The 26092-nt window shown below is 71.8% G+C and carries 24 protein-coding genes and 1 pseudogene; 8 read left to right on the top strand and 17 right to left on the bottom strand.

Going from position 1 to position 26092, the window contains the following annotated elements; translation table 11 throughout:
* Window positions 1–294 precede the first annotated feature (294 nt).
* A complete protein-coding gene (locus ACIRJP_RS24260) occupies window positions 295–2811 on the bottom strand; it encodes a SpoIIE family protein phosphatase (RefSeq protein WP_404177737.1) in 2517 nt (838 codons plus the stop codon).
* Window positions 2812–3004: 193 nt separating this feature from the next.
* On the opposite strand from ACIRJP_RS24260, the gene ACIRJP_RS24265 reads away from it, so the two are divergent.
* Entirely contained in the window at window positions 3005–3880 is an 876-nt protein-coding gene (locus tag ACIRJP_RS24265; RefSeq protein WP_404177740.1) for a metallophosphoesterase family protein, read from the top strand.
* 73 nt (window positions 3881–3953) lie between these two features.
* Here ACIRJP_RS24265 and ACIRJP_RS24270 read toward each other — a convergent pair whose 3' ends face one another.
* The 4 genes from ACIRJP_RS24270 to ACIRJP_RS24285 form a co-directional block, all read right to left on the bottom strand.
* Window positions 3954–4856, bottom strand: coding sequence for a glycosyltransferase (locus ACIRJP_RS24270; RefSeq protein WP_351251667.1), 903 nt, complete (start codon window positions 4854–4856; stop codon window positions 3954–3956).
* 107 nt (window positions 4857–4963) lie between these two features.
* Window positions 4964–5365 (bottom strand): MazG-like family protein, encoded by a 402-nt coding sequence (locus ACIRJP_RS24275; protein WP_404177743.1) that lies wholly within the window; start codon window positions 5363–5365, stop codon window positions 4964–4966.
* A gap of 23 nt (window positions 5366–5388) precedes the next feature.
* Entirely contained in the window at window positions 5389–6270 is an 882-nt protein-coding gene (locus ACIRJP_RS24280) for a PhzF family phenazine biosynthesis protein (protein WP_404177746.1), read from the bottom strand.
* A gap of 118 nt (window positions 6271–6388) precedes the next feature.
* Complete coding sequence (locus ACIRJP_RS24285) at window positions 6389–7186, bottom strand: SDR family oxidoreductase (protein WP_404177749.1); 798 nt, start codon at window positions 7184–7186, stop codon at window positions 6389–6391.
* A 216-nt stretch (window positions 7187–7402) separates the two neighbouring features.
* Here ACIRJP_RS24285 and ACIRJP_RS24290 point away from each other — a divergent pair, with 216 nt between their 5' ends.
* On the top strand, window positions 7403–9031 hold the full coding sequence (locus ACIRJP_RS24290; RefSeq protein ID WP_404177752.1) for an alkaline phosphatase D family protein: 1629 nt from the start codon (window positions 7403–7405) through the stop codon (window positions 9029–9031).
* Here ACIRJP_RS24290 and ACIRJP_RS24295 read toward each other — a convergent pair.
* Complete coding sequence (locus ACIRJP_RS24295; protein WP_404177936.1) at window positions 9018–10022, bottom strand: Gfo/Idh/MocA family protein; 1005 nt, start codon at window positions 10020–10022, stop codon at window positions 9018–9020. The two genes, ACIRJP_RS24290 and ACIRJP_RS24295, sit on opposite strands and share 14 nt — an antisense overlap.
* A gap of 86 nt (window positions 10023–10108) precedes the next feature.
* Here ACIRJP_RS24295 and ACIRJP_RS24300 point away from each other — a divergent pair, with 86 nt between their 5' ends.
* Window positions 10109–11431, top strand: a complete 1323-nt coding sequence (locus ACIRJP_RS24300) for a multidrug effflux MFS transporter (RefSeq protein WP_404177755.1) — start codon at window positions 10109–10111, stop codon at window positions 11429–11431.
* A 42-nt stretch (window positions 11432–11473) separates the two neighbouring features.
* On the opposite strand, the gene ACIRJP_RS24305 is transcribed toward ACIRJP_RS24300, so the two are convergent.
* Both ACIRJP_RS24305 and ACIRJP_RS24310 read right to left on the bottom strand, forming a co-directional pair.
* Window positions 11474–11815: a hypothetical protein gene (locus ACIRJP_RS24305; RefSeq protein WP_404177758.1), complete on the bottom strand. Its 342-nt coding sequence runs from the start codon at window positions 11813–11815 to the stop codon at window positions 11474–11476.
* A 65-nt stretch (window positions 11816–11880) separates the two neighbouring features.
* Entirely contained in the window at window positions 11881–13191 is a 1311-nt protein-coding gene (locus ACIRJP_RS24310) for a hypothetical protein (RefSeq protein ID WP_404177761.1), read from the bottom strand.
* Between the two features lie 138 nt (window positions 13192–13329).
* Between ACIRJP_RS24310 and ACIRJP_RS24315 the strand changes: the two genes are divergently transcribed.
* Window positions 13330–14334, top strand: coding sequence for a small ribosomal subunit Rsm22 family protein (locus ACIRJP_RS24315; RefSeq protein ID WP_404177764.1), 1005 nt, complete (start codon window positions 13330–13332; stop codon window positions 14332–14334).
* A 13-nt stretch (window positions 14335–14347) separates the two neighbouring features.
* Here ACIRJP_RS24315 and ddaH read toward each other — a convergent pair whose 3' ends face one another.
* A complete protein-coding gene (gene ddaH / locus ACIRJP_RS24320) occupies window positions 14348–15241 on the bottom strand; it encodes a dimethylargininase (protein ID WP_404177767.1) in 894 nt (297 codons plus the stop codon).
* A 256-nt stretch (window positions 15242–15497) separates the two neighbouring features.
* Between ddaH and ACIRJP_RS24325 the strand changes: the two genes are divergently transcribed.
* On the top strand, window positions 15498–16244 hold the full coding sequence (locus ACIRJP_RS24325) for a bifunctional DNA primase/polymerase (protein ID WP_404177770.1): 747 nt from the start codon (window positions 15498–15500) through the stop codon (window positions 16242–16244).
* Window positions 16245–16307: 63 nt separating this feature from the next.
* Here the strand turns inward: ACIRJP_RS24325 and ACIRJP_RS24330 are convergent, their stop codons facing one another.
* Genes ACIRJP_RS24330 through efeO form a run of 4 tightly spaced genes read right to left on the bottom strand, consistent with a single transcriptional unit; the run spans window position 16308 to window position 20629 of the window.
* The gene (locus ACIRJP_RS24330) at window positions 16308–17246 is read right to left on the bottom strand and encodes a hypothetical protein (RefSeq protein ID WP_404177773.1); all 939 of its coding nucleotides are present in this window, start codon (window positions 17244–17246) and stop codon (window positions 16308–16310) included.
* Window positions 17179–18165, bottom strand: coding sequence for an iron uptake transporter permease EfeU (gene efeU / locus ACIRJP_RS24335; protein WP_404177776.1), 987 nt, complete (start codon window positions 18163–18165; stop codon window positions 17179–17181). Before efeU ends, ACIRJP_RS24330 begins: the two co-directional genes overlap by 68 nt.
* A gap of 32 nt (window positions 18166–18197) precedes the next feature.
* Window positions 18198–19472, bottom strand: coding sequence for an iron uptake transporter deferrochelatase/peroxidase subunit (gene efeB, locus ACIRJP_RS24340; protein WP_404177779.1), 1275 nt, complete (start codon window positions 19470–19472; stop codon window positions 18198–18200).
* Window positions 19473–19492: 20 nt separating this feature from the next.
* Window positions 19493–20629 (bottom strand): iron uptake system protein EfeO, encoded by a 1137-nt coding sequence (gene efeO / locus ACIRJP_RS24345; RefSeq protein WP_404177782.1) that lies wholly within the window; start codon window positions 20627–20629, stop codon window positions 19493–19495.
* Between the two features lie 348 nt (window positions 20630–20977).
* On the opposite strand from efeO, the gene ACIRJP_RS24350 reads away from it, so the two are divergent.
* Window positions 20978–21664 (top strand): PhzF family phenazine biosynthesis protein, encoded by a 687-nt coding sequence (locus ACIRJP_RS24350; protein ID WP_404177785.1) that lies wholly within the window; start codon window positions 20978–20980, stop codon window positions 21662–21664.
* Between the two features lie 18 nt (window positions 21665–21682).
* Here the strand turns inward: ACIRJP_RS24350 and ACIRJP_RS24355 are convergent.
* A pseudogene (locus ACIRJP_RS24355) lies at window positions 21683–21760 on the bottom strand (biliverdin-producing heme oxygenase); the annotation flags it as partial.
* A gap of 182 nt (window positions 21761–21942) precedes the next feature.
* Window positions 21943–22800 carry a type I methionyl aminopeptidase gene (gene map, locus ACIRJP_RS24360; protein WP_404177788.1) on the bottom strand — a complete coding sequence of 286 codons (858 nt, stop codon included), beginning with the start codon at window positions 22798–22800 and terminating at the stop codon, window positions 21943–21945.
* Between the two features lie 58 nt (window positions 22801–22858).
* On the opposite strand from map, the gene ACIRJP_RS24365 reads away from it, so the two are divergent.
* Window positions 22859–23092 carry a hypothetical protein gene (locus ACIRJP_RS24365; protein WP_404177791.1) on the top strand — a complete coding sequence of 78 codons (234 nt, stop codon included), beginning with the start codon at window positions 22859–22861 and terminating at the stop codon, window positions 23090–23092.
* Window positions 23093–23138: 46 nt separating this feature from the next.
* Here the strand turns inward: ACIRJP_RS24365 and ACIRJP_RS24370 are convergent, their stop codons facing one another.
* Together ACIRJP_RS24370 and ACIRJP_RS24375 are read right to left on the bottom strand one after the other, a co-directional pair.
* The gene (locus ACIRJP_RS24370) at window positions 23139–24464 is read right to left on the bottom strand and encodes an MFS transporter (RefSeq protein ID WP_404177794.1); all 1326 of its coding nucleotides are present in this window, start codon (window positions 24462–24464) and stop codon (window positions 23139–23141) included.
* Window positions 24465–24560: 96 nt separating this feature from the next.
* On the bottom strand, window positions 24561–25163 hold the full coding sequence (locus ACIRJP_RS24375; RefSeq protein WP_404177797.1) for a hypothetical protein: 603 nt from the start codon (window positions 25161–25163) through the stop codon (window positions 24561–24563).
* A gap of 152 nt (window positions 25164–25315) precedes the next feature.
* Here ACIRJP_RS24375 and npdG point away from each other — a divergent pair, with 152 nt between their 5' ends.
* A complete protein-coding gene (gene npdG, locus ACIRJP_RS24380) occupies window positions 25316–26026 on the top strand; it encodes an NADPH-dependent F420 reductase (protein WP_404177800.1) in 711 nt (236 codons plus the stop codon).
* The last annotated feature ends 66 nt before the right edge of the window (window positions 26027–26092 follow it).

Consider the following 26092-nt stretch of genomic DNA (forward strand, 5'->3'; position numbering starts at 1 on the left):
GCATGGGGGCGTTGGGGTACTCAAGAGGTCGTCCGGGTCGCCGTACGGCCCGGCGGGGGCGATGCGCGCCGGGGTCGTGCACGCCGACGGAAGCCGTCCGATGGGTGGGCCGGACGTCAAAGGCGGGTAACCGGCTGCTGGCGTACGGGAGTTCAGTGAGCCGGTACGGCGGGCGGCGGAGGCGGGCCGACGTGACGGGAAGCGGATCGGCCGGTTCGGGCGTGCGGCCGGATTGGCCAGTTCGGGCGTGCGGCCGGTTCGGCCCGTTCAGCCGGTACGGAGGTGACGGGCCGGTCAGATGGTTTCGGCGTCCACGGCGTCCGGGATCGGCTGCTCGGCCCAGATCGTCTTGCCGCGCCGGGTGTAGCGGCTGCCCCAGCGCGTGGTGAGCTGCGCGACCAGATACAGGCCGCGGCCGCCCTCGTCCGTGAGCAGGGCCCGGCGCATGCGGGGCTGCGTGGCGCTGGGGTCGGAGACTTCACAGGTCAGCTGCCCGGCACGGATCAGCCGCACCTCGACCGGGCCGCCGGCGTGCCGGATGGCGTTGGTGACCAGCTCGCTCAGCACCAGCTCGGTGGTGAAGACGAGCTCCTCCAGCCCCCACTCGCGCAGCTGCTGGGCCGCGTCCTGCCGGACCTGGGCGACGGCGGCCGGGTCGGCGGCCACGGGCCAGGCGGACGTGTTGCCGGGCGGCACCGCATGGGTGCGGGCGAGCAGCAGGGTCACGTCGTCGGCGAGTTGGTGTGCGGGCCGGGCGGAGATGATCTCCTGGCCGAGTTCGCGCAACGGTGCGGTGGCGGCGCCGGGGCGGGCCAGCCGGCGGCTCAGTTCGGCCATGCCCTCGTCGAGGTCGCTGTCGCGGCCCTCGATCAGCCCGTCGGTGTAGAGCGCGAGCAGGCTGCCGGGCGCCAGTTCCACCTCGGTCACCTCGAAGGGCAGACCGTTGACGCCCAGCGGCGGCCCGGGGTTGAGGGGCACGTACGAGACGGTCCCGTCCGGGTCCACGACGGCGGGCGGGGGGTGTCCGGCGGAGACCATCGCGCAGCGCCGTGACACCGGGTCGTAGACGGCGTACAGGCAGGTGGCGCCGACCGGGTCGGCCCGGAGAAGACCGCTGTGCGACCCGCTTTCGTCCGGTGGGGTGACCGGGCTGGGCCGATCAGGTCCGTCGTACCGGCCGGACGCACCCTGTCCACCTGGTCCACCCGATCCGTCTGATCCGACGGCTTCATCCAGTCCGTCCAGTCCGTCCAGTCCGTCCAGCTCGTCCAGCTCGTCCAGCTCGTCCGGCTGTCCGGGCTCGTCTCGGAGCTGGGAGACCAGGTCGTCGAGGTGCACCATCAGCTCGTCCGGCTCCAGATCGAGATCGGCGAGGGTGCGGACGGCGGTACGGAGCCGCCCCATGGTGGCGGTGGCCCCCAGACCGTGGCCGATCACATCCCCGGCGACCAGGGCGACCCGGGCGGAGGACAGCGGGATCACGTCGAACCAGTCGCCGCCGACGCCTCTGGCGGTGTCGGCCGGCAGGTAGAAGCCGGAGGTCGTCACCGCGACGGTCTCGGCCTGCGCGGGCGGCAGCAGGCTGCGCTGCAGGCCGATGGCGGCCCGGTGTTCCCGGGTGTAGCGGCGGGCGTTGTCCAGGGCGAGGGCCGCGCGGGCGGCGATCTCGCACAGGAGGTCCAGGTCGGCCGCCGCGTAGTCGGGCCGGTCGGGGCCGCGTCGTACGGTCACCCGGCCGAGGAAACTGCCCCGGGCCCGCAGTGGGGCTGTCATCGACACCGGGGACTCTCCGACGGCCGGGGCACAGCGGGCATCGGCCGGGACCACGGTGCCGGTCGCCACCTCCCCGGCCCGTTCCCCGGCCGCCGCGGTCAGCCGGAGGGGCACCGTCCCGTCCTTGCCGGGAGCCGGCTCCTCGCCCGTGAACACCGCTCGGGCGATCTCCACCACGGCGAGGTCGGCCAGGCCGGGCACCAGCACGGCGGCCAGTTCCTCTCCGGTGCCGGTGACGGACAGCGATCCGCCGACGGCGGCGGTGGCGCGGTGCAGGATCGCCAGGCGCTCGTCGGAGCGGCGCTGCTCGGTGATGTCCGTGAACAGCGCGGTGACGCCGAAGACCTGCCCGTCCGGCGCCTGGAGCCGGAACGCCGAGACGGCCATCACCACCCCGCCGCCGGGATCCTCGATGGTCCGTACGGTCTCCTCCGCCAGGATCAGCGGGCGGCCGGTCCGCAGCACCTCGCGCAGCCGCAGCTCGATCGCCGCCGCGCCCGGCGCCTCCAGGAAGTCCCCCAGCCGATGGTTGCGCAGATCCGGCAGGAGGCCGGAGTACGGCATCAGATGGGTGTTGGTCCTGACCAGCCGCAGTTCCGCGTCGAACACGGCGAGACCCAGCCGGTCCTGCAGGAACAGCTCCCGGGTGAACGCCTGGTCCTGCTGCCACCGGGCGACCGTCCCGGCGGGCGCCCACAGCACGAAGAACCGGGCCGCGCCCGCGGACGTCCCGGTGCCGTCGCCCGTCAGCGGGAGCACCTGGTAGGCGATGCCCAGCTCCTCGCCCCGGCCGGTACGCACCGTGGTCTCGCCGTACCAGGAGCTCGTCCGGTACTCGCCGGGCGGTTCGGGCCAGCCGTCCGGATCCGCGAGCAGCTCCATGGCGGAACGGCCGCAGGCCTGGTCGGCGGGGAGCGAGAACAGCTCCTCCGCCGCGGGTGTCCAGCCGATGATCAGTCCGTCCCCGTCGAGCAGGGCCCCGGCCGCGCCGTCCGCGAACGGGAGCCCGTTGTGCCCGGGGGCGCCCGGGAGGGTCATGCCGTCCACCTCGTACTCAGCTCCCTCTACCGGCCCTGCCCTGCCGACGGTCCCGCGCCGCGTCCACGGACGTCTCCATCATCCCTCGGCTCGTTCCGGTCGCCAGTTCCGGCAGCCCGGTTCCGGCCGCCACCGGCCGGGTCGGTCCGCGCTGGGGCACTATTCGTTCAGTCACTGCGTGGGAGGGTTCTGCATGTCCGATCGCACCGATGGAAGCCGCGGTTCTCTGCTGGCGGTGAGCGACCTGCACGTGGGGATGGCGGACAATCGCTCCCTCGCCGAGTCCCTGCGGCCCGGCTCGGACGACGACTGGCTCATCGTCGCCGGTGACGTGGCGGAGCGCATGGCGGACGTGGAGTGGGCGTTACGGCTGCTCGCGGGCCGGTTCAAGTGGGTGATCTGGACCCCGGGGAACCATGAGCTGTGGACGCCCGAGAGCGATCCGGTCCGGCTGCGGGGCCAGGAGCGGTACGAGCACCTGGTCGGGTTCTGCCGGAGCCTCGGGGTGGTCACCCCGGAGGATCCGTATCCGCTGTGGTCCGGGCCCGACGGCCCGGTGGCCGTCGGGCCGGTGTTCGTGCTGTACGACTACAGCTTCCGGGCGCCGGGCACGGCGACCAAGGAGGAGTCCCTCGCCTACGCGTACCGGACGGGGGTGGTGTGCACCGACGAGTTCCTGCTGCACCCGGACCCTTACCCGAGCCGTGACGCCTGGTGCCGGGAGCGGGTGGCGGAGACGGAGAAGCGGCTGGCGGCACACGATCCCGGGATCCCGCTGGTCCTCGCCGGCCACTGGCCGCTGGTGCGCGAACCGATGGACGTCCTGCGGTACCCCGAGTTCGCCCAGTGGTGCGGCACCCGGCTCACCGCCGACTGGCACCGGCGGTCGTTCGACGTGGCGGCGGTGGTCTACGGCCATCTGCACATACCCCGTACTACCTGGTACGACGGGGTGCGCTTCGAAGAGGTCTCCGTCGGATACCCGAGGGAATGGCGCAGACGCGGTCACCCCAGGGGCCTGCTGCGGCAGATCCTCCCGTACGAAGACGACCGGAGCAGCGGCCCATGATGCCGAACTCGGAGCCGCACCATGGGCCGGGACGCGGATCCGGGCGTCGTGATCCGGCCGCGGGGCCGACGGTTCAGATGACCGGCGGCCGTCCCAGCTTCGTCATCCGCCACACCGTGCGCCAGCGCATCGGCTGCCTTCGCCCGCACGGGGTACGGACACCCTCCGCGAAGCCGCCGGCCCAGGCGCGCAGACCCGTCGCCGAGCGGGTGCGGGCCACGGTGAGGAGGGTCCAGGTGCCCAGGTAGGCCGGGACCAGCGGGAGGGGCAGGTTCCGGCGGGCCAGCCAGACCCGGTTGCGGGCCGTCATCCGGTAGTAGACGGAGTGCCTGGCCGGGGAGGTCTTGGGGTGCTGGAGCAGCAGATCGGGCTCGTAGAGGATCTTCCAGCCCGCGTCGAGCGCTCGCCAGGACAGGTCCGTCTCCTCGTGGGTGAAGAAGAACTCCGCGGGCCAGGGGCCGGTCTGGGCGAGCATCTTCATGGAGAAGGCGTGGCCGCCGCCCAGGAACGCGGTGACCGGGCCGCCCCGCATCGGGTCGGTGGCGCGCAGCCGGGGCACGTGGCGGCGCTGGGTCTCGCCGTGCTCGTCGGCGATCCGGAAGCCGACGATGCCGAGCCGCGGGTCGGCGGCGAACAGCTCCCGGACCTTGCGGAACACCCCGTTGTCGACCAGGAGCCCGTCGTCGTCGAGTTCGATGACGACATCCACGTCGCCGAACTCCGCCAGCCTCTGCAGGGCGACGTTGCGGCCTCCGGGGCAGCCCAGGTTCTCGGGCAGCTCGATCGTGGTCACCCCGCCGGACAGATCGGACAGGCCGGGAAGCGTGCTGAAGTCGGGGAGGGGCGACCCGTTGCCCACCACGACGAGCCGGTGTGGACGGACGTCCTGGCCGGCCACCGAGGCCAGCAGGGCCTCGACCTCCTTCGGGCGATCGCCCATGGTGATGACGGATACGGCGATGCGTGGTTCGGACACGGTCGGCACTCCTGGTCTCGCTCCGGTGCCCGCGATCGTAGCCCCCAGAGCTGGTCGCCCGTTGTTCAGCCACCTGTTGCCGCCCCGCCATGCCCCGTGACCCTTGGTCAGGACGCGGTGCCGGGGGGCTGCGGGGACGGGGCGAGCGGGGCGCGCGGACGTGTCGCGACGCGTCGCACATGCCGGTCGAAGACGGCTGCCGCGTCGGGGGTGAGGGTGCGCAGGGCCACCATCGCCGTCACGATGACGTCGCAGAGCTCGGCCTCCACGTCCTGCCAGGAATGGCCGACGCCCTTGCGCGGGTTCTGGCCGACCGCCCCGATGACGGCCTGGGCGACCTCGCCCACCTCCTCGGACAGCTTCAGCATCCTCAGCAGCAGATCCTGCTCGGGCGGGATGCCGGTTTCCGCGTCGAGCCAGTCGTGCAGCTCGTCGATCGTCCGCCAGGTGCCGGGGCTCCGGTCCTCGCGGTCGTGGTCCTCGTGGGCGTGGCTGCTCTGCTGGTCCATGGTGCCCAGCCTGCCAGGACCGGTCAGCCCCCGATGCGGGTTCCGGTTCCGCTCACCTGTACCCGGGCGTCGTCCGCCCGCAGTTCGACCGTGAGTGTGCCGGGGCGGCCCATGTCCTCGCCCTGGTGGAGGGTGAGGACGACAGCCTCGGGAACGAGGCCCTGGTCGCGGAGATAGGCGCCGAAGGCGGCCGCCGCCGCGCCCGTGGCGGGGTCCTCGACGACGCCGCCGACCGGGAACGGGTCGCGGACGTGGAAGACGTCCGGTGCGGCCCGCCACACCAGTTGCAGGGTCGTCAGGTCCAGCCGGTGCATCAGCGCTTCGAGGCGCGCGAAGTCGTAGGAGAGGTCGGCGAGACGTTCACGGGTCGCGGCGGCCAGCACCAGGTGGCGGGCGCCCGCGAAGGCGATCCGGGGCGGCAGGGCCGGGTCGAGACCGGCGGCCGGCCAGTCCAGCGCGGCGAGCGCCTCGGCCAGGTCGTCGGGAGCGATGTCCATGACGTCCGGTTCGACGCTGGTGAGCGTGGCGCGGAGCTCGGCACCCTCCCGGGTGACGGTGACCGGGACCGTGCCCGCGAGCGTGTTGAACACCAGGTCGCCGGGGCCGTCGCGCTCGGCCAGCGCGAGGGCCGTCGCGACGGTGGCGTGGCCGCAGAACGGGACCTCGGCCTTCGGGCTGAAGTAGCGGATGGTGTATTCCCGGGCGCCCGGCGCCCCGGCACCGGCCGGCTCTCCCCGCCCGGTCAGGAACGCCGACTCGCTGTACCCCAGCTCCGCAGCGACGGCCAGCATGGCGGCGCCGTCGAGTCCGGACGCGTCGAGGACCACCCCGGCGGGATTGCCGCCCTCGGGGTCGGCGGAGAACGCGGTGTAGCGAAGGACCTGGGTGTCCGGATGACGGCTCATGCCGCTGGTCAACCGTGTCGCGGCCCGGGGCATTCCCGCCCCGGACGGCCGGAGCGGAATCGCCCCTTCGGGCGGCGGGGCAACTGCCCTTCGTGGGCTGCTTGTCGGGGACGCCCCGTCAGCCGCGCCCCACGTACGGCATCGCCGTCGCCAGTACCGTCGCGAACTGCATGTTCGCCTCCAGGGGCAGCTCCGCCATGTGGAGCACCGTCCGGGCCACGTCCGCCGCCGCCATCACCGGCTCGACCGCGAGTTCGCCGTTGGCCTGGAGGATGCCGGTCCGCATCTGCTCGGTCATGTCCGTCGCCGCGTTGCCGATGTCGATCTGCCCGCAGGCGATCCGGTGCGGACGCCCGTCCAGCGACAGCGACTTCGTCAGCCCCGTCATCGCGTGCTTGGTCGTGGTGTAGGCGACCGAGTGCGGGCGCGGCGCATGGGCGGAGATCGAGCCGTTGTTGATGATCCGGCCGCCCTCCGGGTCCTGCTCCTTCATCAGCCGGTACGCCGCCTGCGCGCACAGGAACGCGCCCGTCACGTTCACGTCCACCACCGCTCGCCAGTCCGCCACCGAGAGGTCCTCCACGGGGACCGAACGCGGGCCGAACGTACCCGCGTTGTTGAAGAGCAGACCGAGGCGGCCGAAGCACTCCCGTACCGAGGAGAAGAGCGCGGTCACGTCCTCGGGGCGGGACACGTCGGCGGGGACGGTGATCACCCGGGCGTGCTCCCCGGCCAGCGCGGCCGTCTCGGCGAGCGGTCCGGGCCGCCGGCCCGCGAGCGCCACCGACCAGCCGGCACCGGTCAGAGCGAGCGCCACCGCGCGGCCGATGCCGGAGCCCGCGCCCGTCACGACCGCCGTCTTCGGACCGGACTCCGGGCCGGGCTCCGGGTCGGAATTCAACAGTTTGTTGCTCATGACGCCGCAGCGTACGCCCTGCCGCCCCGAGGGTGCGCGAGGCCGCCCAGGGTCGCCCGCGGCCGAGGAGGCACATGGGATGCGTGCTTTGTCCCCGGGGACCATTGCTGCCGCACTCCTCATCCCCCCGACGCCCGGGCGACGCGAACACGACAGCCGCCCGATGCGCTGGGCCGGTGAACTGCCGCAGTACATCACCAGCCAGGGGAGGGACAGATGACACACTCATCGCACCAGCAGGAGATGCGCGACGCCGCCAGGCAGGTCGGGCGCCGCCGTTTCCTCACCGTCACCGGCGCGGCCGCCGCGCTCGCCTTCTCGGTCAACCTGCCCGCCGCGGGCACCGCGAGCGCCGCCGAACTGGACGCGAAGAAGATCGGCGACGACCCGTTCACCCTCGGCGTCGCCTCCGGCGACCCGCTTCCCGACTCGGTCCTGCTGTGGACGAGACTCGCACCGCGCCCCTACGAGCCCGGCAGCGGACTGCCCCGGGCCCGGGTGCAGGTGCGCTGGGAACTCGCCCGCGACGAGCGGTTCTCCCGCGTCGTGCGGCGCGGATCGGCCACCGCCCACCCGGAGTTCGACCACAGCGTCCACGTCGAGGTCAAGGGCCTGGAAGCCGACCGCGTGCTCTACTACCGCTTCCGCACCGGAACGTGGACCAGCCCCGTCGGCCGGACCCGCACCGCGCCCGCCCGCGGCGCCCGCAACAGCTCGCTGAGCCTGGCCGCCGTCTCCTGCCAGGCGTACCACGACGGCTACTTCACCGCGTACAAGCACCTCGTCCAGGAGGACGTCGACGTCGTCTTCCACCTCGGCGACTACCTCTACGAGTACGCCGTCAACGCGACCGGCGGCGCCCGCAACTACACCGACCGCAGGCTCCCCGCCCACTACAACCGGGAGACGGTCACGCTGGAGGACTACCGGCTGCGGTACGGCCTCTACAAGTCCGACCCCGATCTGCGCGCCGCCCACGCCGCACACCCCTTCGTCGTCACCTGGGACGACCACGAGACCGAGAACAACTACGCGGGCGGGACCCCCGAGAACGACGTCCCGCCGGAGGAGTTCCTGCTGCGCCGGGCCGCCGCGTACCGCGCCTACTGGGAGAACCAGCCGCTGCGCGCCCCGCAGCGGCCCACCGGCCCCGACATGAGGCTCTACCGGCGCCTGCGGTTCGGCCGGCTGGCCCAGTTCGACATCCTCGACACCCGCCAGTACCGCAGCGACCAGGCGTACGGCGACGGCTGGCAGACGCCCGGACCGGAGTCCGAGGACCCGTCGCGCACCATGACCGGCGCAACCCAGGAACGCTGGCTGATCGACGGCTGGCACGCCTCGCGGGCGACCTGGAACGTCGTACCGCAGCAGGTCACCTTCGCCCAGCGGCGCGACGTCCCCACCGACGCCTTCAAGCTGTCCATGGACGCGTGGGACGGCTACCCCGCCTCCCGGGGCCGCATCCTGAAGGGCGCCGCGGCCGCCGGGGTCGACAACCTGATGGTGCTGACCGGCGATGTGCACGTCGGCTACGGCTTCGACCTGAAGAAGGACTTCGACGACCCCGCCTCGCGCACCCTCGGTACGGAGATCGTCGCCACCTCCATCACCAGCGGCAAGGACGGCTCGGACAAGCCCGGCAGCTGGAACAACCAGATGCGGGCCAACCCGCACATGAAGTTCTTCAACGGCCGCCGCGGGTACGCCGTCGTCACCCTGGGCCGGGAGCACGCGCGCGCCGACTACCGCACGGTGTCCGCCGTCACCACCCCCGGCGCGCCCCTCGCGACGGCCGCCTCGTTCGTCACGGAGGTGGGCAACCAGGGCCTCACCCCTGCGTGACGCCGTCCGCCGCGTAGCGGACGCCGATGCGGTCACGCACCGCGTCGAGCGTCCGCATCACGGCCAGTGACCCGTCCAGCGGCACCAGCGGCGACTCCGTCTCACCCGCCCGCAGCGCCCGCATCACCTCGGCCTGTTCGAACTGCATCCCGCGCAGCCCCCCGGCTTTGGCGGTGAACTCCTCGGGCTCGTGTCCCGCCCGGTGCAGCACGAACAGCTCCGGGTAGAAGAAGCCGCGCGGGAACTCGATCCGGCCCGTCGTGCCAGTGACCGCCGCGGTCTGCGGGGTGTCCGCGACGATCGAGCAGTTCAGCAGCCCCGAGGCGCCCGCCTCCGACCAGCCCAGCAGCATCGCGGTGTGCAGATCGACGCCCTCGGGGGAGAGCACGGCGTCGGCCTGCACCCGGTCCGGCTCGCCCAGCAGCAGCTGCGCGAACGACACCGGATAGACCCCGAGGTCCAGCAGCGCGCCGCCGCCCAGCGCCCGGTCACGCAACCGGTGCTCGGGCCCGAACGGGCCCGCGAGCCCGAAGTCGGCCTGCACGGTGCGGATCTCACCGATGGCGCCGTCCCGCACCAGCTCCGTCATGCGCCGGATGACCGGGTTGCAGTACGTCCACATGGCCTCCATGAGGAAGAGCCCCCGGTCCCGGGCGAGCTTCACCAGCTCGTCCGCCTCCCGGGCGTTGAGCGTGAACGCCTTCTCGCACAGCACGTGCTTCCCGGCCTCCAGACAGAGCGCCGCCGCCTCCCGGTGCGCGGAGTGCGGCGTGGCGACGTACACCACATCGACCTCGTCGTCGGCGGCGAGCGCGGCCCAGCTGCCGTACGCCCGGGGTATCCCGAACCGCTCGGCGAACGCCTGCGCCGAGGCGTCCGTCCGAGACGCGACGGCCACCACTTCCGTGTCCGGCATCGACCGGAGATCCTCGGCGAACGCCGTGGCGATACCGCCGGTCGCCAGCACACCCCACCGCACCGTGCCGCTCATGCCTGTCATGCCTGCTCCCCAAGAGGTCTCGACCAGTCCGGCTGAGCTGAGAGCATAGATGCGGATTCAACGACATGGAGATGGAAATGCCGGAGAGCGGCGCAAGCCGGGCCCAGCAGGAACGCACACACATATCGACCGCCGGAACCGGGGCCACAGAGCCCGGAGTCACCGGCACCACCCCCGGAAAGCCGGCCGCTGTCGAAGCGGCCAGGCGCACCGGACTCCTCGTCACCCTCGTCCTCGGCGGCCTCACCGCGGTTCCGCCGCTCTCCATGGACATGTACCTCCCCGCCCTGCCCGCGGTCACCGACTCCCTGCACGCGCCCGCCGCCACCGTCCAGCTCACCCTCACCGCCTGCCTGACCGGCCTGGCGCTCGGACAGGTCGTCGTCGGCCCGCTGAGCGACCGGTGGGGGAGGCGCAGGCCGCTGCTCATCGGCATGATGATCTACGTCGTCGCCACCGCGCTCTGCGTCTTCGCGCCCACCACCGGGCTCCTCATCGGCTTCCGCCTGCTCCAGGGCCTGGCCGGTGCGGCGGGCATCGTCATCGCCCGTGCCGTGGTGCGCGACATGTACGACGGCGTGGAGATGGCCAGGTTCTTCTCCACCCTGATGCTCATCTCCGGCGTCGCGCCGATCGTCGCCCCGCTGATCGGCGGCCAGGTGCTGCGGTTCACCGACTGGCGCGGGATCTTCGCCGTCCTCACCGTCGTCGGCCTGGTGCTCACCCTCGTCGTCTGGAAGTGGCTGGGCGAGACCCTGCCGCCGCGGGAGCGGCACACCGGCGGCCTCGGCGACGCGCTGCGCACCATGCGCGGACTGCTCGCCGACCGGGTCTTCACCGGCTACATGATCGCGGGCAGCCTCGCCTTCGCCGCCCTCTTCTCGTACGTGAGCGCATCGCCGTTCGTCATGCAGGAGATCTACGGCGCCTCGCCGCAGACGTTCAGCCTGCTCTTCGGCATCAACTCGGTCGGCCTGATCATCGTGGGCCAGATCAACGGCAAGATCCTGGTCGGCCGGGTCAGCCTGGACAAGGCGCTCGCCGTCGGGCTCTCGGTCATCACACTCGCCGCGGCCGCACTGCTGCTGATGACGACCGGGGTCTTCGGAGACGTGGGCCTGTTCCCCGTCGCCGCCGGGCTGTTCGTGCTGATGTCGGCGATGGGGATGGCGATGCCGAACACGAACGCACAGGCACTGATGCGTACGAAGCACGCGGCAGGCTCCGCCTCCGCGCTGCTCGGCACCTCGTCCTTCCTGATCGGCGCCATCGCCTCGCCGCTCGTCGGGATCGCGGGCGAGGGCACGGCCGTACCGATGGCCGTCGTGCAGCTGGTGTGCGCGGTGGGCGCGATGGCCTGCTTCCTGGGGCTGTGCCGGCCCTGGCGACGGGCGGCGTGACGAGCACGCCACCGACGCCGGGCGGTGGGGCCGTGCCGGGGTTCAGCCCCAGGTATCGCCGCTGATCATGTCCGGCCCGAAGCAGCGCGAGGCGACGGAGGCGAGTGCCGGTACCGGTCCCTCCGCCATGGAGTGCTTGAAGGTGTGGACCACGCAGGTCCGCACCGGATGCGTGGGCCCGCCGGGATTCCCGCAGTGATCGGCGGACAGCGGCCGGTGCTGCGGAATGAGACTGGCGTTGACGCGGAGCTTCCCCGCGAGGAGCGCCCACGGCGTGCGGGCCACACGCTCGCGCGCCAGCTCGACCGCGAGGCTGCCGAACGCCTCCGGCCGCAGGAGAACGGGTTTCGGGGGCGCGATGAAGGCGTCGGTCCAGATTCCCATGTCCCACTTTCGACAGCGGGGTTCGAGCCGGGGCGAACGAGTTTCCGCCCCGGCACCCCACGCCGTTACGAAGACCTCGGGTACCCGATCAGGTGCGGGCGGTCCTTCTCGTCCGTCCAGCGGAACAGTCCGACACCGTCCGCGGTCTCCATGCCCGGGACGCGCACGTTCGAGGGCAGGGCGCCCGTGGAACCGCTGCGGACGGCGACCGCGACCGGGGCGCCGCCGCCGGCCAGGACGTCGGCCGCGTTGCGCGCGCTCGCCGCGCCGTACGCGGTGCCCTCGTCGTTCACCGAGGCCAGGGTCAGCGGCTTCGTGCCGTCCGCACCCTCGAAGCAGAACCCCCGCTTCGTGGCCAGGTCGAACGCGAGCGGCCCGGCCACCAGGTAGGAACCCGAGGGCGCGGCGACGAGCTGCGGGTACTGGCCCGGCTTTATCGCGGGCTTGCTGCACTCCACCGAGGCCAGCGGCTTGCCCGTCTCCACGTCGTGCACCACCCACATGTCGTGGGTGGCGGCGCGCTTCGCCTTCTTGTCCAGCTGCCACTTCGCCAGGATCAGGCCCGGGACCACCGACGTCGGGATCCCGCTGAACTTGTCCGTGCCCTTGGGGGCGACATTGCGGCTGAACCAGCCGCCCTGCACCCAGAATTCCTTCGACCCGCTGACCAGCAGGCCCTTCTGCGTCAGCCCGCGCACCTCGGTGAGCTGTTTGCAGGTCTTGCAGCCCTTCGGGTAATTGAGCGCGGACGCCGTGACCTTGGACACCCGGCCGGTCACCGGGTCGACCACCGCGCTGTTCGTCCGGCCGTCGCTGATGAGGATGCCGGGTCCGGTGGTGGAGACCGTCGGGACCGAGTTCCACGGCACCTCGACGCGCCGCCGGTAGCCGTCCTCCACGTCGTAGACATCCAGCGAGACGATCGTGTCGGCCGGGGTCAGCGCGTTCTCGCCGACCTTCCCGTACGCCCAGGTCACGAAGTACTCGTGGTCGTCGACGGTCACCGCCAGGAGCTTCGGGAACTGGTGCGGCGACGGGGGCCGCCAGCTCTCGCCGTGCCAGCCGGTCTCCCCCGTCCTGGAGTCGATGGTCCGCAGCTGGTACTTGGTCTCCGACTCCCGTACCAGGTAGGCGAGGCGGCCCGTGGTCCGGGAGATCGCGTAGTCGGGCGAGGTACCGATGAGTTCCCAGCCGCGCTCGGGCGCGTACGCGGAGGGGACGGTGAGCTGTGTCACCTCGGACGGACTCTTCTTCTTGGCCTGCTTCTCCGGCTCGTCCGTGTCCTTCTCACCGCTGCCGCAGGTGGCGAGCAGAAGAAGCATGGCCAGCACGAGCACTCCGCCGACCAGAACCAGGCGCACGATCTTCTGTCTCATGGTTCCCCTCGATGGGCAATCCCGACGCGGCGGTCAGCGTAGCAACTTGCGTGGGCATCGCGGCAGTTCGGATTCCGTGCAGTTCCGCGCGGATACCGGGGCGGAGGCGGGTCCGTCGGCTTTGCCTACAATTCGTCGGTGAACGCCACCCTCCCCTGCGCGGAAGTCCTGCGCGCGACGCTCGCCGGACTGCTCGACGGACTGCCGCCCAAGCAGGCCGCCCAGGCCGTCGAACGGCTCATCGCCAACTACCGCGGGACCACCCCGACCGACGCGCCGGTGCTCCGCGACCGCTCCGACGTCGCCGCGTACGCCGCGTACCGGATGCCCGCCACCTTCGAAGCGGTACGGTCCGCCCTCGACGCGCTCCGGGAGGCCGCCCCGGACTGGGCGCCCGTCACGCACACCGACGTCGGCGGCGGCACCGGAGCGGCGAGCTGGGCCGTGGCCGGGGCCTGGGAGGGGGAGGAACCGCGCACCACCGTGCTGGACTGGGCCGAGCCCGCACTCGCCCTCGGCCGTGAACTGGCGGAGCTCTCCGCCATCCCCGCCCTGCGCGCAGCCGAGTGGCGCCGGGCCCGGATCGGCGCGGGCCTCGAACTCGCCCGCACGGACCTGGTCACCGTCTCCTACGTACTCAACGAGCTGACCGCGGACGTCCGCGCCGCCCTCGTGGACACCGCCGCCGCGGCGGCGCAGGCGGTCGTGGTCGTCGAACCGGGCACGCCCGACGGCTACGCCCGGATCATCGAGGCCCGCGACCGGCTGATCGCCGCCGGGCTGACGGTCGCCGCGCCCTGCCCGCACAGCGCGGCCTGCCCGATCGAGCCGGGCACCGACTGGTGCCACTTCTCGGCCCGGGTCAGCCGCTCCTCGCTCCACCGCCAGGTCAAGGGCGGCTCGCTGCCGTACGAGGACGAGAAGTTCAGCTACGTGGTGGCGACCCGCTTCGGGACACAGCCCGTGGCGGCGCGGATCACCCGCAAGCCGCAGATCCGCAAGGGGCAGGTGCTGCTGGACCTGTGCACCCGCGACGAGGCCCTGCGGCGAGCCACGGTCACCAAGCGGCACGGCGAGCTGTACCGGGCCGCCCGGGACATCGCGTGGGGCGACGAGTGGCCGCCCCCCGGGGAGGACGGCTGACGGCCGCCAGGCCCTACCCCCGCAGCTCCTGCGTGCAGCACTTCACACTGCCGCCGCCCTTGAGCAGCTCGCCCAGGTCCATCGGCACCGGTTCGAAGCCCCGCGCCCGCAGCGGATCGAAGAGCCCCGTCGCGGCCTGCGGCAGCAGCACATGGAGCCCGTCGCTCACCGCGTTCAGGCCGAGCGCCGCGGCCTCCGCCTCCTCGGCGATCAGCGCGTCGGGGAAGAGCCGGGCCAGCACCGACCGGCTGCCCGGCGAGAACGCCCCCGGGTAGTACATGATCTCGTCGCCCGCGTCGTCGAGCACGGACAGTGCCGTGTCCAGGTGGTAGTAGCGCGGGTCGACCAGATCGAGCCCGATCACCGGGCGCCCGAAGAACTCCTGGGCCTCGCCGTGCGAGAGCGGACTGGACCGGAAGCCCCGCCCGGCCAGCACGTACGACGCGGTGACCGCGAAGTCGCCCTCGCCCTCGTTGACGTGGTCCGGCTCATGGATCTCGGTGAAGCCGTTGGCCCGGAACCACTCGCGGTGGGCCCCGGCCTCCTCGTACCGCTCCCGGTACGCGAAGCGGGCGCCCAGCACCCGCCCGTCGATGACGGTGGCGCCGTTGGCGGCGAACACCATGTCGGGCAGCTCGGGGCGGGGGGCGATCAGCTCCACGGTGTGCCCGAGGGCGCGGTACCGGTCGCGCAGGTCCTCCCACTGGGTCTGGGCCAGGGGGAGATCCACGGGCTTGCTGGGGTCCATCCAGGGATTGATGGAGTACGTCACCCTGAAATGCGTGGGCGCGCACATCAGGTAGCGGCGGGCTGTGGCTTCACGAGCTTCACGAGGCAACGGAGGCTCCTCACGAAAAGGCAGGGGTTGCCTGCCGGGGGCATCGCACGGGTGTGTGCGTGAGCCCATGGTCCGCTCTCCCGGGCCCCGCGCACAGTGATCCGATCGGGTGGTTCGCCGCCGCCGGCCATGTCGTGCGCGGGCCGGTGCACCGACGCCCGGTGTAGGGACCGGGGCCCTGAGACGCACCCGTCATTTCATGACAAGAAGTGTCATAGTGCCCAGCTCGCGGCATCGTCGCCCGTACCCCGCTTCGGGAGTCCGGCCACCCGGGGCGCAGGATGGTGGGACCATGGGCAGGGGCAACGCAGAGGTAAGGGGATAGATGGGCGCCGATTTCGGCCGCTATCGCGGCTCAGAGAGCAAATTTTCCCAATGGCTGCGACGCCGACCCAAACCGCAGCAGAGCGCGGTCGACGACACCGCCCGGGAGGCGCTGCTCCTGGCCGTCGCCGAGGCCGGAATGCCGATCGCGCCCGCCGCCCATCCGGCCGGATACCGATGTTCGTGCGAACGCATCGGCTGTCCCACCCCCGCCCGGCACCCGATCTCCTTCGCCTGGCAGACGCAGTCCACCACCGACCGGGCCCAGATCGAGCGCTGGGCCCGCAGCCAGCCGCAGGCCAACTTCATCACCGCGACCGGCATGATCCACGACGTGCTCGACGTGCCGCTGTCCGCGGGCACCCAGGCCCTGGAACGCCTTCTCGCCGCCGGCATCGACGTCGGCCCTGTCGCCCGCTCCGGCGACGACCGGATGCTCTTCTTCACCGCCACCCGGGGTACGCCCGAGGACGAGGACGAATGGTGGCCGTGCGAGCTCGACTGCCATCCCGAGACCATGGACGAACATCCGGGGCTGCGGTGGCACTGCAGGGGCAGCTATGTGCTCCTGCCGCCGGCCCTGCTCCCCGGCGAACTGGACGTGCGGTGGGTGCGTGGGCCGGAGAACCCGCTGCCCGACCCGCTGACCCTGCTGGAGACGCTCACCGACGCGTGCGCGCAGTACGCGGACGCGGCGGACCAGAGCGATCTCGACCATGACTCGGTGGCCTGGCCGCTGAGCCGTTAGGCATTGTCCGCAGGACACCGTCCCGCGGAAGACCGGGGCCGCCCGCGGGCGGCCCCGGTTCCGTCACGAGCCCTTCGCCGCCGTCAGGCCCGGCAGCCTGTTCAGCAGGACGACCTTGCCGCCGGCCTTCGTCGAGCCCTTCTTCGGGACGTACACCAGCTGGCTGGAGACCCGCTCCTTGGTGAGGGTGGACTTCACCTCACCGGTCAGCAGCGCCTCCACGTCGGCGTTGAGCGGCGGGCGCAGCCCCTTCGCCGCGGTCTGCCGCTCGAAGTGCTTGCTGCTGAAGAAGACCAGCGCCCCGCCGTCGTCCGTCTCCAGGGCGAGCGGGCCGTACGTACCGCTGTCCAGCGGCTGGTCGATGTACTGGTACGAGAAGCCCGCCCGCCGGGTGGTCCGGCGCGCCTCCCGCCAGCCCGAGGTGGCGGAGCCGGGGGCGAAGACGTCCGGGGCGCCCTTTTGCAGGTACTGGGTGTACTGGGTGCTCAGGTCCTTCGGCGCCACGGCCAGAGTGCTGCTGTCCGCGGCCACCGGCCTGGCCCGGCCGTCGTCGTCCTTCGCGAGGGCGGGCAGCCGGGAGGGGGCTACGACCGACAGGTAGGACGCCTTCCACCCGGCGCCGGGCCCGGCCTTGACGAAGACCACCAGCCAACGGGTGTCCAGCTTCCCGTCGTCCTGGTCGCGGTTGGAGTCGGTGTCCGCGAGGAACCACCGCGGCCAGCCGGCCTTCTTGGGGATGAGGTAGTCGGCGTCGGTCAGTTCCAGTGGCGAATGGTTCGGGTTGCCGTCCGGATGGTTCTTCTGCCGCGCCTTCAGCCCGGCCTGGTTGATCGCACCGAGCGGACCGGTGACCCGGTCCGCGTCCAGGGCCGGGTCGTAGGCCTTGTCCGCCGCGTTGTACGCGGAGGTGAATGCCTTCAGGGCCTGAGCGGCCTCAGACCTGGTTGCCGCCGGTACCACTGCCAGCTCGCCGTGCACCGTCACGCAACCGCTCGCCGTCATCGACAGCACCGTCGCCGTCGCGAGCCCCGTCGCCAGCCGAACCGGCCTCAGACTTCTCATCCGTTGCTTTCCGCGCCTTCTGATCCGTCGCCCCTCGCGAGAGGGCCCCTCCTGACCGTCCGAACCCTACCGGGGCGAGGAACAGCGCGAGGGTGGGGATCAAATACAGCGCCCACACCGTGATCTGGAGAACGGTCGGGTCGGGCTGGAAGTTGAACGTGCCCTTCAGCAGCGTGCCGTACCAGCTGTCCGGCGGGATCGTGGCGCTGATGTCGAACGCCCGGTTGTGGAGTCCGCCGATGAACTCCGCTTCCTGGAGGTCGTGGACGCCGTACGCGAGCACGCCCGCGGCGACGATCACCAGCATGCCGCCGGTCCAGGTGAAGAACTTCGACAGGTTGATCTTCAGCGCACCGCGGTAGAACAGCCAGCCCAGCACGACGGCGGCCGCGATCCCGAGGAGCGCGCCGATCATCGGGTGCCAGCCGTCGTCCGCCGCGTGCACCGCACGCCACACGAACAGCGAGGTCTCCAGACCCTCCCGGCCCACCGCGAGCAGCGCCGTGGCGACCAGCGCGCCGGTCCCCATCGCGAGCGCCGCGTCGAGCTTGCCGTGCAGCTCCGTCTTCAGGTGCCGCGCGGTGCGCCGCATCCAGAAGACCATCCAGGTGACCAGACCGACGGAGACGATCGACAGCGAACCGCCCAGCGCCTCCTGGGCCTTGAACGTCATCTCCTGCGAACCGAATTCGAGCCCGGCGCCGAAGGCCAGGCTGACGACGATCGCGATCCCGACGCCGGTCCAGATCGGCACCAGCTTGTCCTTGTTGCCGGTCTTCACCAGATAGGCGATGAGGATGCAGACGACCAGGCTGGCCTCAAGGCCCTCACGCAGGCCGATCAGGAAGTTGCTGAACACGTCTCGGTTCTCCTTTTCTGCTTCGAGTCCCGTTACGAGAACAGCGCCCGGCCCCACCAGTCGTCCTTGTCACGGACGCCCGGCGGGACGGCGAAGTGCGCCGAACCCACGTGCTGGATGTACTCGTTGAGTGCGTCGTGCGCCGCGAGGCGCCGCTGCAACGGAATGAACGCCTTGCGGACATCGCGCTGGTAGGCGATGAAGAACAGCCCGGCGTCGAGCCGGCCGAGGCCGTCCGTACCGTCGGTGAACGAGTAGCCGCGGCGCAGGATCGTCGCCCCGTCGTTGCTGTCCGGGTGGGCGAGGCGCACGTGCGCGGTCGGCAGCATCGCCTTCAGGAACGGCTCGTCGTGCTCCTTGGACTTGCCGACCGCGGCTCCCTCGCCCTTGTCGCGGCCGAAGACGTCCTCCTGCTCCTGGAGCGAGGTGCGGTCCCAGGTCTCGATGTGCATCCGGATGCGCCGGGCCACCAGGTACGAACCCCCGGTCATCCAGCCCGCGTCGTCCTTCCCGCCGACCCACACATGCTTGTCCAGCGCGGCGGTGTCGGTGCCGGAGATGTTCCGGGTGCCGTCCTTGAAGCCGAACATGTTGCGCGGGGTCTGCGCGTCCGGCGTCGTCGAGGACGTCTTGCCGAAGCCCAGCTGGGACCAGCGGATCGCGGTGCGGCCCATGCCGATCCTGGCGAGGTTGCGGATGGCGTGCACCGCGACCTGCGGGTCGTCCGCACACGCCTGGACGCAGAGGTCGCCGCCGCTGCGCGCCGCGTCGAGGTTGTCGCCGGGGAACTTCGGCAGGTCGACGAGCGCCTCGGGCCGCTTGTCCTCCAGGCCGAACCGGCCCTTGGCGAAGAGCGAGGGCCCGAAGCCGATGGTGAGGGTGAGCCGGGACGGCTTGAGCCCCAGCGCCTCGCCCGTGTCGTCCGGCGGGGCCTCGGCGAGACCGCCGTACGCCCCGTCGCCGACCGCGTGGCCGGCCGTCATCCGCTCCGCCGCCCGCGTCCACTCCTTGAGCAGCGCGATCAGTTCGGCGCGGTCCTTCGTCGTCACGTCGAACGCGGCGAAGTGCAGCCGGTCCTGTACGGCGGTGGCGATACCGGCCTGGTGCGCACCGTGGAACGGCACCGCCGCACCGCTGTCCGCGGCCGGCACCGCGTCGCTGCCCGGACGCACCGCGGCGACCGCGCCACCGGCCGCGACGGCGCCGAGCGCGAGACCCGCGCCGCCCCAGCCGAGCAGTGCCCGGCGGGACGGGGCGGGGCCGGTGGTCCCTGCCGGGGTTTCGGCGGCCTGTGTCTGATCGGACATGACCCGGAGCCCTCCGCTCGTTACTTCGTCACCGCGGCGGCGAGCCGGGACAGCGGCTCGGCCAGCGCGTTGACCGCGTCCGACAGTTCCTTGCGGTCCGCCTTGGAGACCTTCTCGTACGAGGTGAACTCGTAGGAGCCCTTGTCCTTGCGGTACTTGTCCAGCAGCGTGTTGAGCTCCGCGAACCGCTTGTCCAGGGTGGTGGTCAGAGCGGCGTCGTTCTTCGATGCGATCGGCTTCAGCAGCTCGTAGGACTTCTCGGCGCCCTCGACATTGCCCTTGAAGTCGACCAGGTCGGTGTGGCTGTAGCGCTCCTCCTCACCGGTGACCTTGCCGGTGGCGACCTCGTCCAGGAGCTCCTTGGCGCCGTTTGCCATCGAGGTCGGGGTGATGTCCGCGGTGCCGACCCGCTTCTGCCAGTCGAGCAGGTCCTTGTAGAGGACGGGAGCGAGGGCCTTCTCCTCGGCACCCAGCTTCTTGTCCTGCCACAGCGCCTTCTCCAGGCGGTGCCAGCCGGTCCACTTCTGGCCGTCCTCCAGGCCGTCCTCGCGGATGTCGACCTTCGGGTCGATGTCGCCGAAGGACTCGGCGACCGGCTCGGTGCGCTCCCAGCCGAGCCGGGAGTCGGCGTAGGCCTTCTTGGCGGCCTCGGTGTCACCGGCGGTGACGGCGTCCGTGAACTTCTTGGCCTTCGGCAGCGTCTCGTCGGCCTGGGCCTGGACGTAGGTGCGGTACTCCGCGACGGCCTTGTCCATCTCGGGGCTGCGCTTGGCCGCGGAGGCGCCGGTGATCTCCAGCTTCTGCCGGATGCCGTGGCCCTTCATGCCGGGCTTGCAGGCGATCTCGTACGAACCGGCCTTGATCTCGGCCGTGATGTCGGCCTTGGTGCCGGGGCCGATGTTCTCGCGCTCGGCGACGATGCGGTCGTCCGGGAACAGGACGTAGACCTCGGTGACCTTGGATCCCTTGTTCTCCACGGCCAGTTCGATGTGACCGGCCGGGAGCTTCTTCTTCGACACCTCGCAGGAGTCGTCCTTCGCGACGACCTGGACGGCGCCGTCACCCTTGCCGTCGCTCTTCTGTGCGCAGCCCGTGACGGCGGTCAGAGCGGCCACGGTGGCGGCAGCGGTGACGACGGAGAAACGAACGGCTCGCATACGGGCTCCACATGAGGACGAAGGAGAAGCGGGAGAAGAAGCAGGACAAAGTCAGGTGAGGCGGACCTAACTTAACCGAGGCTTACCTGAGCGATACCCACCCGTGCCGTGATTCAGCTCTCATCCGTCAGGCTCGGGAACGGACTGGTCACGGACTGCTCATGGATGCCCCATGGAAAGGTCAAGCAATGGTCAAGCATCTCTGTCGGCACGACAAGGGGCCCCCGGTCCGCGGATGCGGGAACATCTCGCCGGCTGCCGGTGGAACTACCCGTTCGGGTCCCATGACGGCACCGCCCGGGCGGACCGGGCGAAGGGCCGCCACCCGGGCGGTGCTTGAATGCCCGAATGAGCGACAGCGACTTCGACGTACCCGAGGGCATCGACGTACTGCGCGTGTTCTGCGGCCCCGACGGGCGGCACGGCAACGCCCTCGGCGTGGTGCGCGACGGCCGTACCTACCCGGACGAGGCGTCCCGGCAGGCGCTGGCCGGCCGGCTCGGCTTCAGCGAGACGGTGTTCGTCGACGACCCCGAACGCGGACAGGTCGACATCTACACGCCGGGACTGCGCCTCCCGTTCGCCGGGCATCCGCTCGTCGGCACGGCCTGGCTGCTCGACCTGGAGATCCTGGAGCTTCCGGTCGGGGAGGTCTTCGCCCGCCAGGACGGCGAGTTCACCTGGATCACGGCCCGCCCCGAGTGGGCACCCCCGCGCACGCTGGAGCGGTACGGGTCCGTCGCCGAGGTCGAGGCGCTGGACGGGCCGCCGCCGGGGGAGGGCTGGCTGTACGTATGGGCCTGGGAGGACGAGGCGGCCGGCCGGGTCAGGGCGCGGGCGTTCCCCCGGCGCGACGACAACATCCTGGAGGACGAGGCGACCGGAGCGGCGGCGCTGCTGCTCAGCGCGGAGCTGGGGCGCGCCCTCAACATCAGGCAGGGCCGCGGCTCCCAGATCCTCACCGCCCCCGCGCCCGACGGCACGGTGGAGGTCGGCGGCCGGGTGGCACTGGCCGCTGTACGGGCCCGGCGCTGAACCGGGCCCGGGGCGCCACTACGCGCTGAGCGGGAACACCTCCCCCAGCTCCCGGAACACCGCCGTGTTCAGCGCGAACGCGCGCTTGCACTCGTCGGCAGCGACCGCGTGCAGCGGTGGTGCTGTCGACAACTCCGATCTTTTTTGCTCAGGCCTACCTGAGTCAACGGCTTCCCGACGGTCTGTCGGTAAAAGCGATACGCCTGGTTCCGCGTGCGGATACGCGAAAGCGGCCGCCCAGGAGAGCGGCCGCGTTCGCGTAGGAACGGTCCGGGCGGTTACGGGAGCGTGAGGATCTCGGCGCCCGTCTCCGTCACAACCAGCGTGTGCTCGAACTGGGCGGTGCGCCTGCGGTCCTTCGTCACCACCGTCCAGCCGTCGTCCCACATGTCGTAGTCGTGGCTGCCCAGCGTCAGCATCGGCTCGATGGTGAACGTCATCCCGGGCTGCATCACGGTGGTCGCGCGCGGGCTGTCGTAGTGCGGAATGATCAGGCCGGAGTGGAACGAGGAGTTGATCCCGTGCCCGGTGAAGTCCCGCACCACGCCGTAGCCGAAGCGCTTGGCGTAGGACTCGATGACCCGCCCGATCACATTGACCTGCCGGCCCGGCCGGACCGCCTTGATGGCCCGGTTCAGCGACTCCTCGGTGCGCTCCACGAGCAGCCGGGACTCCTCGGCCACGTCGCCGCAGAGGTACGTGGCGTTGTTGTCGCCGTGCACACCGTTGATGTACGCCGTGACGTCGAGGTTCACGATGTCGCCGTCGCGCAGCACCGTGGAGTCCGGGATGCCGTGGCAGATCACCTCGTTGAGCGAGGTGCAGAGCGACTTGGGGAAGCCGCGGTAGCCGAGCGTCGACGGGTAGGCGCCGTGGTCGCACATGAACTCATGGGCGACCCGGTCGAGTTCGTCCGTAGTGACACCCGGGGCGATGTGCTTCGCGGCCTCCGCCATCGCCTGTGCGGCGATCCGGCCGGCGATGCGCATGCGCTCGATGGTGTCGGTGTCCTGGATCTCCGGACCGGTGTACGGGGTGGGGGCCGGCTTGCCCACGTATTCGGGGCGCCGGATGTTTCCGGGTACGGAGCGGATGGGAGTGATCTCCCCGGGTACGAGCAGCGACTGGCCAGACATGTCAGCGAGTCTAACCAGCGAGCTTGGGGCAGCATGGCTCCGAGGGAAGGAGCCGATGATGGCCCTGTTCAAGAAGCGCACGGTCGGCAAGCCGGGCGAGTGGTACTACTGCCTGGAACACCACAAGGTCGAGGAGGGCCCCGAGTGCCCGGCCAAGGACCGGTTCGGGCCGTACACCTCCCGTGAGGAGGCGCAGCACGCGATGGACATCGCGCGGGAGCGGAACCTGGAGTGGGAGAACGACCCCAAGTGGCACGACGGGGGCACCACCCCGCCCGACCGGCAGGCATGACCGGGGGCGCCGGGGCCCCGTCCCCGGGGCCCGTTCCCGGCGTTCCTCAGGCGGCCGAGGGGCTGGATTCGCCGGCTGCGGTTTCCCTGGCCTCCCTGGCCTCCCGCCTGCGCAGCGCGTCCTCGTCCGTCTCGCAGTCGTAGGTGAGCAGCTTCGGCAGCGCCGCCGTGAGCAGCGCGACCGAGGCCACGCACGCCACACCGCCGCTCCAGATCGCCGACCGGGTTCCCGTCCAGCCCGCCATCGCACCGGCCCGGACCTGACCCAGTTGCGGGCCGACGCTGTACGAGAGCACCTCGATGCCCGCCAGTCGGCCCCTCAGCTCCTCCGGGATCGTCTGGTTCCAGATCGTGGAGCGTCCCAGGCCGCTGAGCATGTCGCCCGCGCCCGCCACCGCCAGGCAGACCAGCACCAGCCACACGTTGCCGAACCAGCCGGCCGCCGCGATCGCCAGCCCCCAGACCGCGGCCCCGAACACCACGAACAGCCCATGGCGCCGCACCCGTGACGTCCAGCCGCTGGTCAGCCCCAGCACCAGCGATCCGACCGACCCGGCCGCGTACATCAGGCCCAGCGACCAGTCGGCGTCCAGGTCGTCCGCGAGGAACGGGAAGATCGTGTTCGGGAACGCGAAGAACATCGCCGCCAGGTCGACCGCGTACGTTCCCAGCAGCACCGGCCGGCTCCAGGCGTACCTGGCCCCCTCGGCGATGCCGCGCAGCGAGGGCTTCTTGCTGTCCCGGGCGGGCGGCGCGGGCGCGAGGCGCAGACACAGGAGCACGGAGACGGCGAACGTGGCCACCGTGACCGCGTACGCCGTGGCGTGCCCGGCGTAGGCCACCACGAGCCCCGCCACCGCAGGACCGGTGATCGCGCCGAACTGCCAGCGCAGCGAGTTCAGCGCGGCGGCCGCGGTCTGCTGCTCGTGCGGCACGATCCGGGCCATGAGGGAGTCCAGCGCGGGCCGCTGGAGCCCGGCGAGCGCGGAGACCCCGGCCGCGACCAGGTAGAGCGGCCAGAGCATCGGGCCGGGCAGCGCCGCGTTCACCAGGAGTACGAGGGCGAGCAGCCCCAGCCCGGCCTCGGTGGCCAGGATCACCTTGCGGCGGTCCGCGGCGTCCGCGAGCGCCCCGCCGTACAGGCCGAAGGCGACCAGCGGCACCAGCTCCACCGCGCCCATCACCCCGACGGCCAGCGGCGAACCCGTCAGCTCCTTGATCTGGAGCGGCAGCGCGATCATCGCCATGAAGCTGCCGAAGTACGTCACCAGCCCCTGGAACCACAGCAGCCGGAAGTCGGCGGAGGCGCGAAGAGGGGTGAGGTCGGGCAGCAGAGCGGCCAGCCGGGCGGCCGGGGACGGAGCAGAGGTCACAGGAGGCCATGCTGAGGCGCCGCGGGAAGTGCCGCAACGGGATTTCTTCGGCGACGGCGGCTGCGGAGGCCGCCGGGGCCCGTGATCGGCAGCCCGTCACCACCGGGCCGGGGGCGGCGCCGTCAGCTGGTCGGCGAGCCGGAACAGCCGGTCCCGGAAGCCGCGGCGGCCGCGCGGCGCGGGGGCGCTGTTCTCCCCGGCTGCCGCGCTCACCAGATGCTGCACGGTGTCCAGGTCCACGTCGTCCGCGCCGGTCACCGCGAGCGTCTCGTGGGCGAGCCCGCACACCTCCGGATCGCCGTCGCTCAGCGAGAGCACCGTGGCCCCGGCGCGCCGCGCGTCGTGCACCCGCTCCAGCAGCCCCGCGCCGGGCCGCTCCGGGGCCACCAGGAGCAGCGTCTCGCCCCGCCCCGCCGCCGCGATCCGGCCGAGGCCCACGGCCAGATGCGCGGGGCCGCCCGGCTCCACCCGGTGGCGCACCAGGGTCGGGGCCAGCTCCGGCAGCCCGGACCAGGCGGACTCGTCGACCAGATGGGCCGCCAGATGCCACGGCTCGTACGCCGCGGTCCCCACCAGCAGCAGGCCGCCGCCGTGCGGCACGACGGACGACCGCAGCGCCCCGGCGAATCGCCTGGTCGCGGCGGGCCACTCGGTCCCGGCGAGCACTTCACGGAGCAGGGCGACGCGTACGGCATCCATGGCCGGCATCCTGCCCGAGGGCCCCTGTCCGGCGCCGGAGAACGGCCCCGAACCAGCCGAACGGGAACAAGGACGGGAACAGGACGGGAGCCGGGACGGGAACAAGGGATGACCCCGGGTCCCGTTCCGTGGCGGGCAGTAATGTCGGAGCCATGACTACGAATGGCAGTGACAGCGCGGCCAAGCCCCCCGCCAAGGACCCCTGGGACCTTCCCGACGTCTCCGGGCTGACCGTCGGCGTGCTCGGCGGCACCGGACCCCAGGGACGCGGCCTGGCCTACCGGTTCGCCCGCGCCGGGCAGCGGGTGATCATCGGCTCCCGGGCCGCCGACCGTGCGAAGAGCGCCGCCGAGGAGCTGGGCCACGGCGTCGAGGGCGCGGACAACGCGGAGTGCGCGCGTCGCAGCGACGTGGTGATCGTCGCCGTGCCGTGGGACGGGCACGCCAAGACCCTGGAGTCGCTGCGGGACGAGCTCGTGGGCAAGCTCGTCATCGACTGCGTCAACCCGCTCGGCTTCGACAAGAAGGGCGCCTACGCGCTGAAGCCCGAGGAAGGCAGCGCCGCCGAGCAGGCAGCCGCCCTGCTGCCGGATTCCCGGGTCACCGCCGCCTTCCACCACCTCTCGGCGGTGCTGCTGCAGGACGAGTCCATCGAGGAGGTCGACACCGATGTGCTGGTGCTGGGCGAGGTCCGCGCCGACACCGACCTCGTGCAGGCGCTGGCGGGCCGGATCCCCGGCATGCGCGGCATCTTCGCCGGCCGGCTGCGCAACGCGCACCAGGTCGAGTCGCTGGTCGCCAACCTGATCTCGGTGAACCGCCGCTACAAGGCGCACGCGGGACTCCGCACGACCGACGTCTGAGCCGGACCGCCACCGACGTCCGAGCCGGACCGCTACCGGCCGTCCGGGCCCGACCTGATTCCGGGC

The organism is Streptomyces sp. NPDC102437 (assembly GCF_044765565.1).
Lineage (GTDB): Bacteria > Actinomycetota > Actinomycetes > Streptomycetales > Streptomycetaceae > Streptomyces.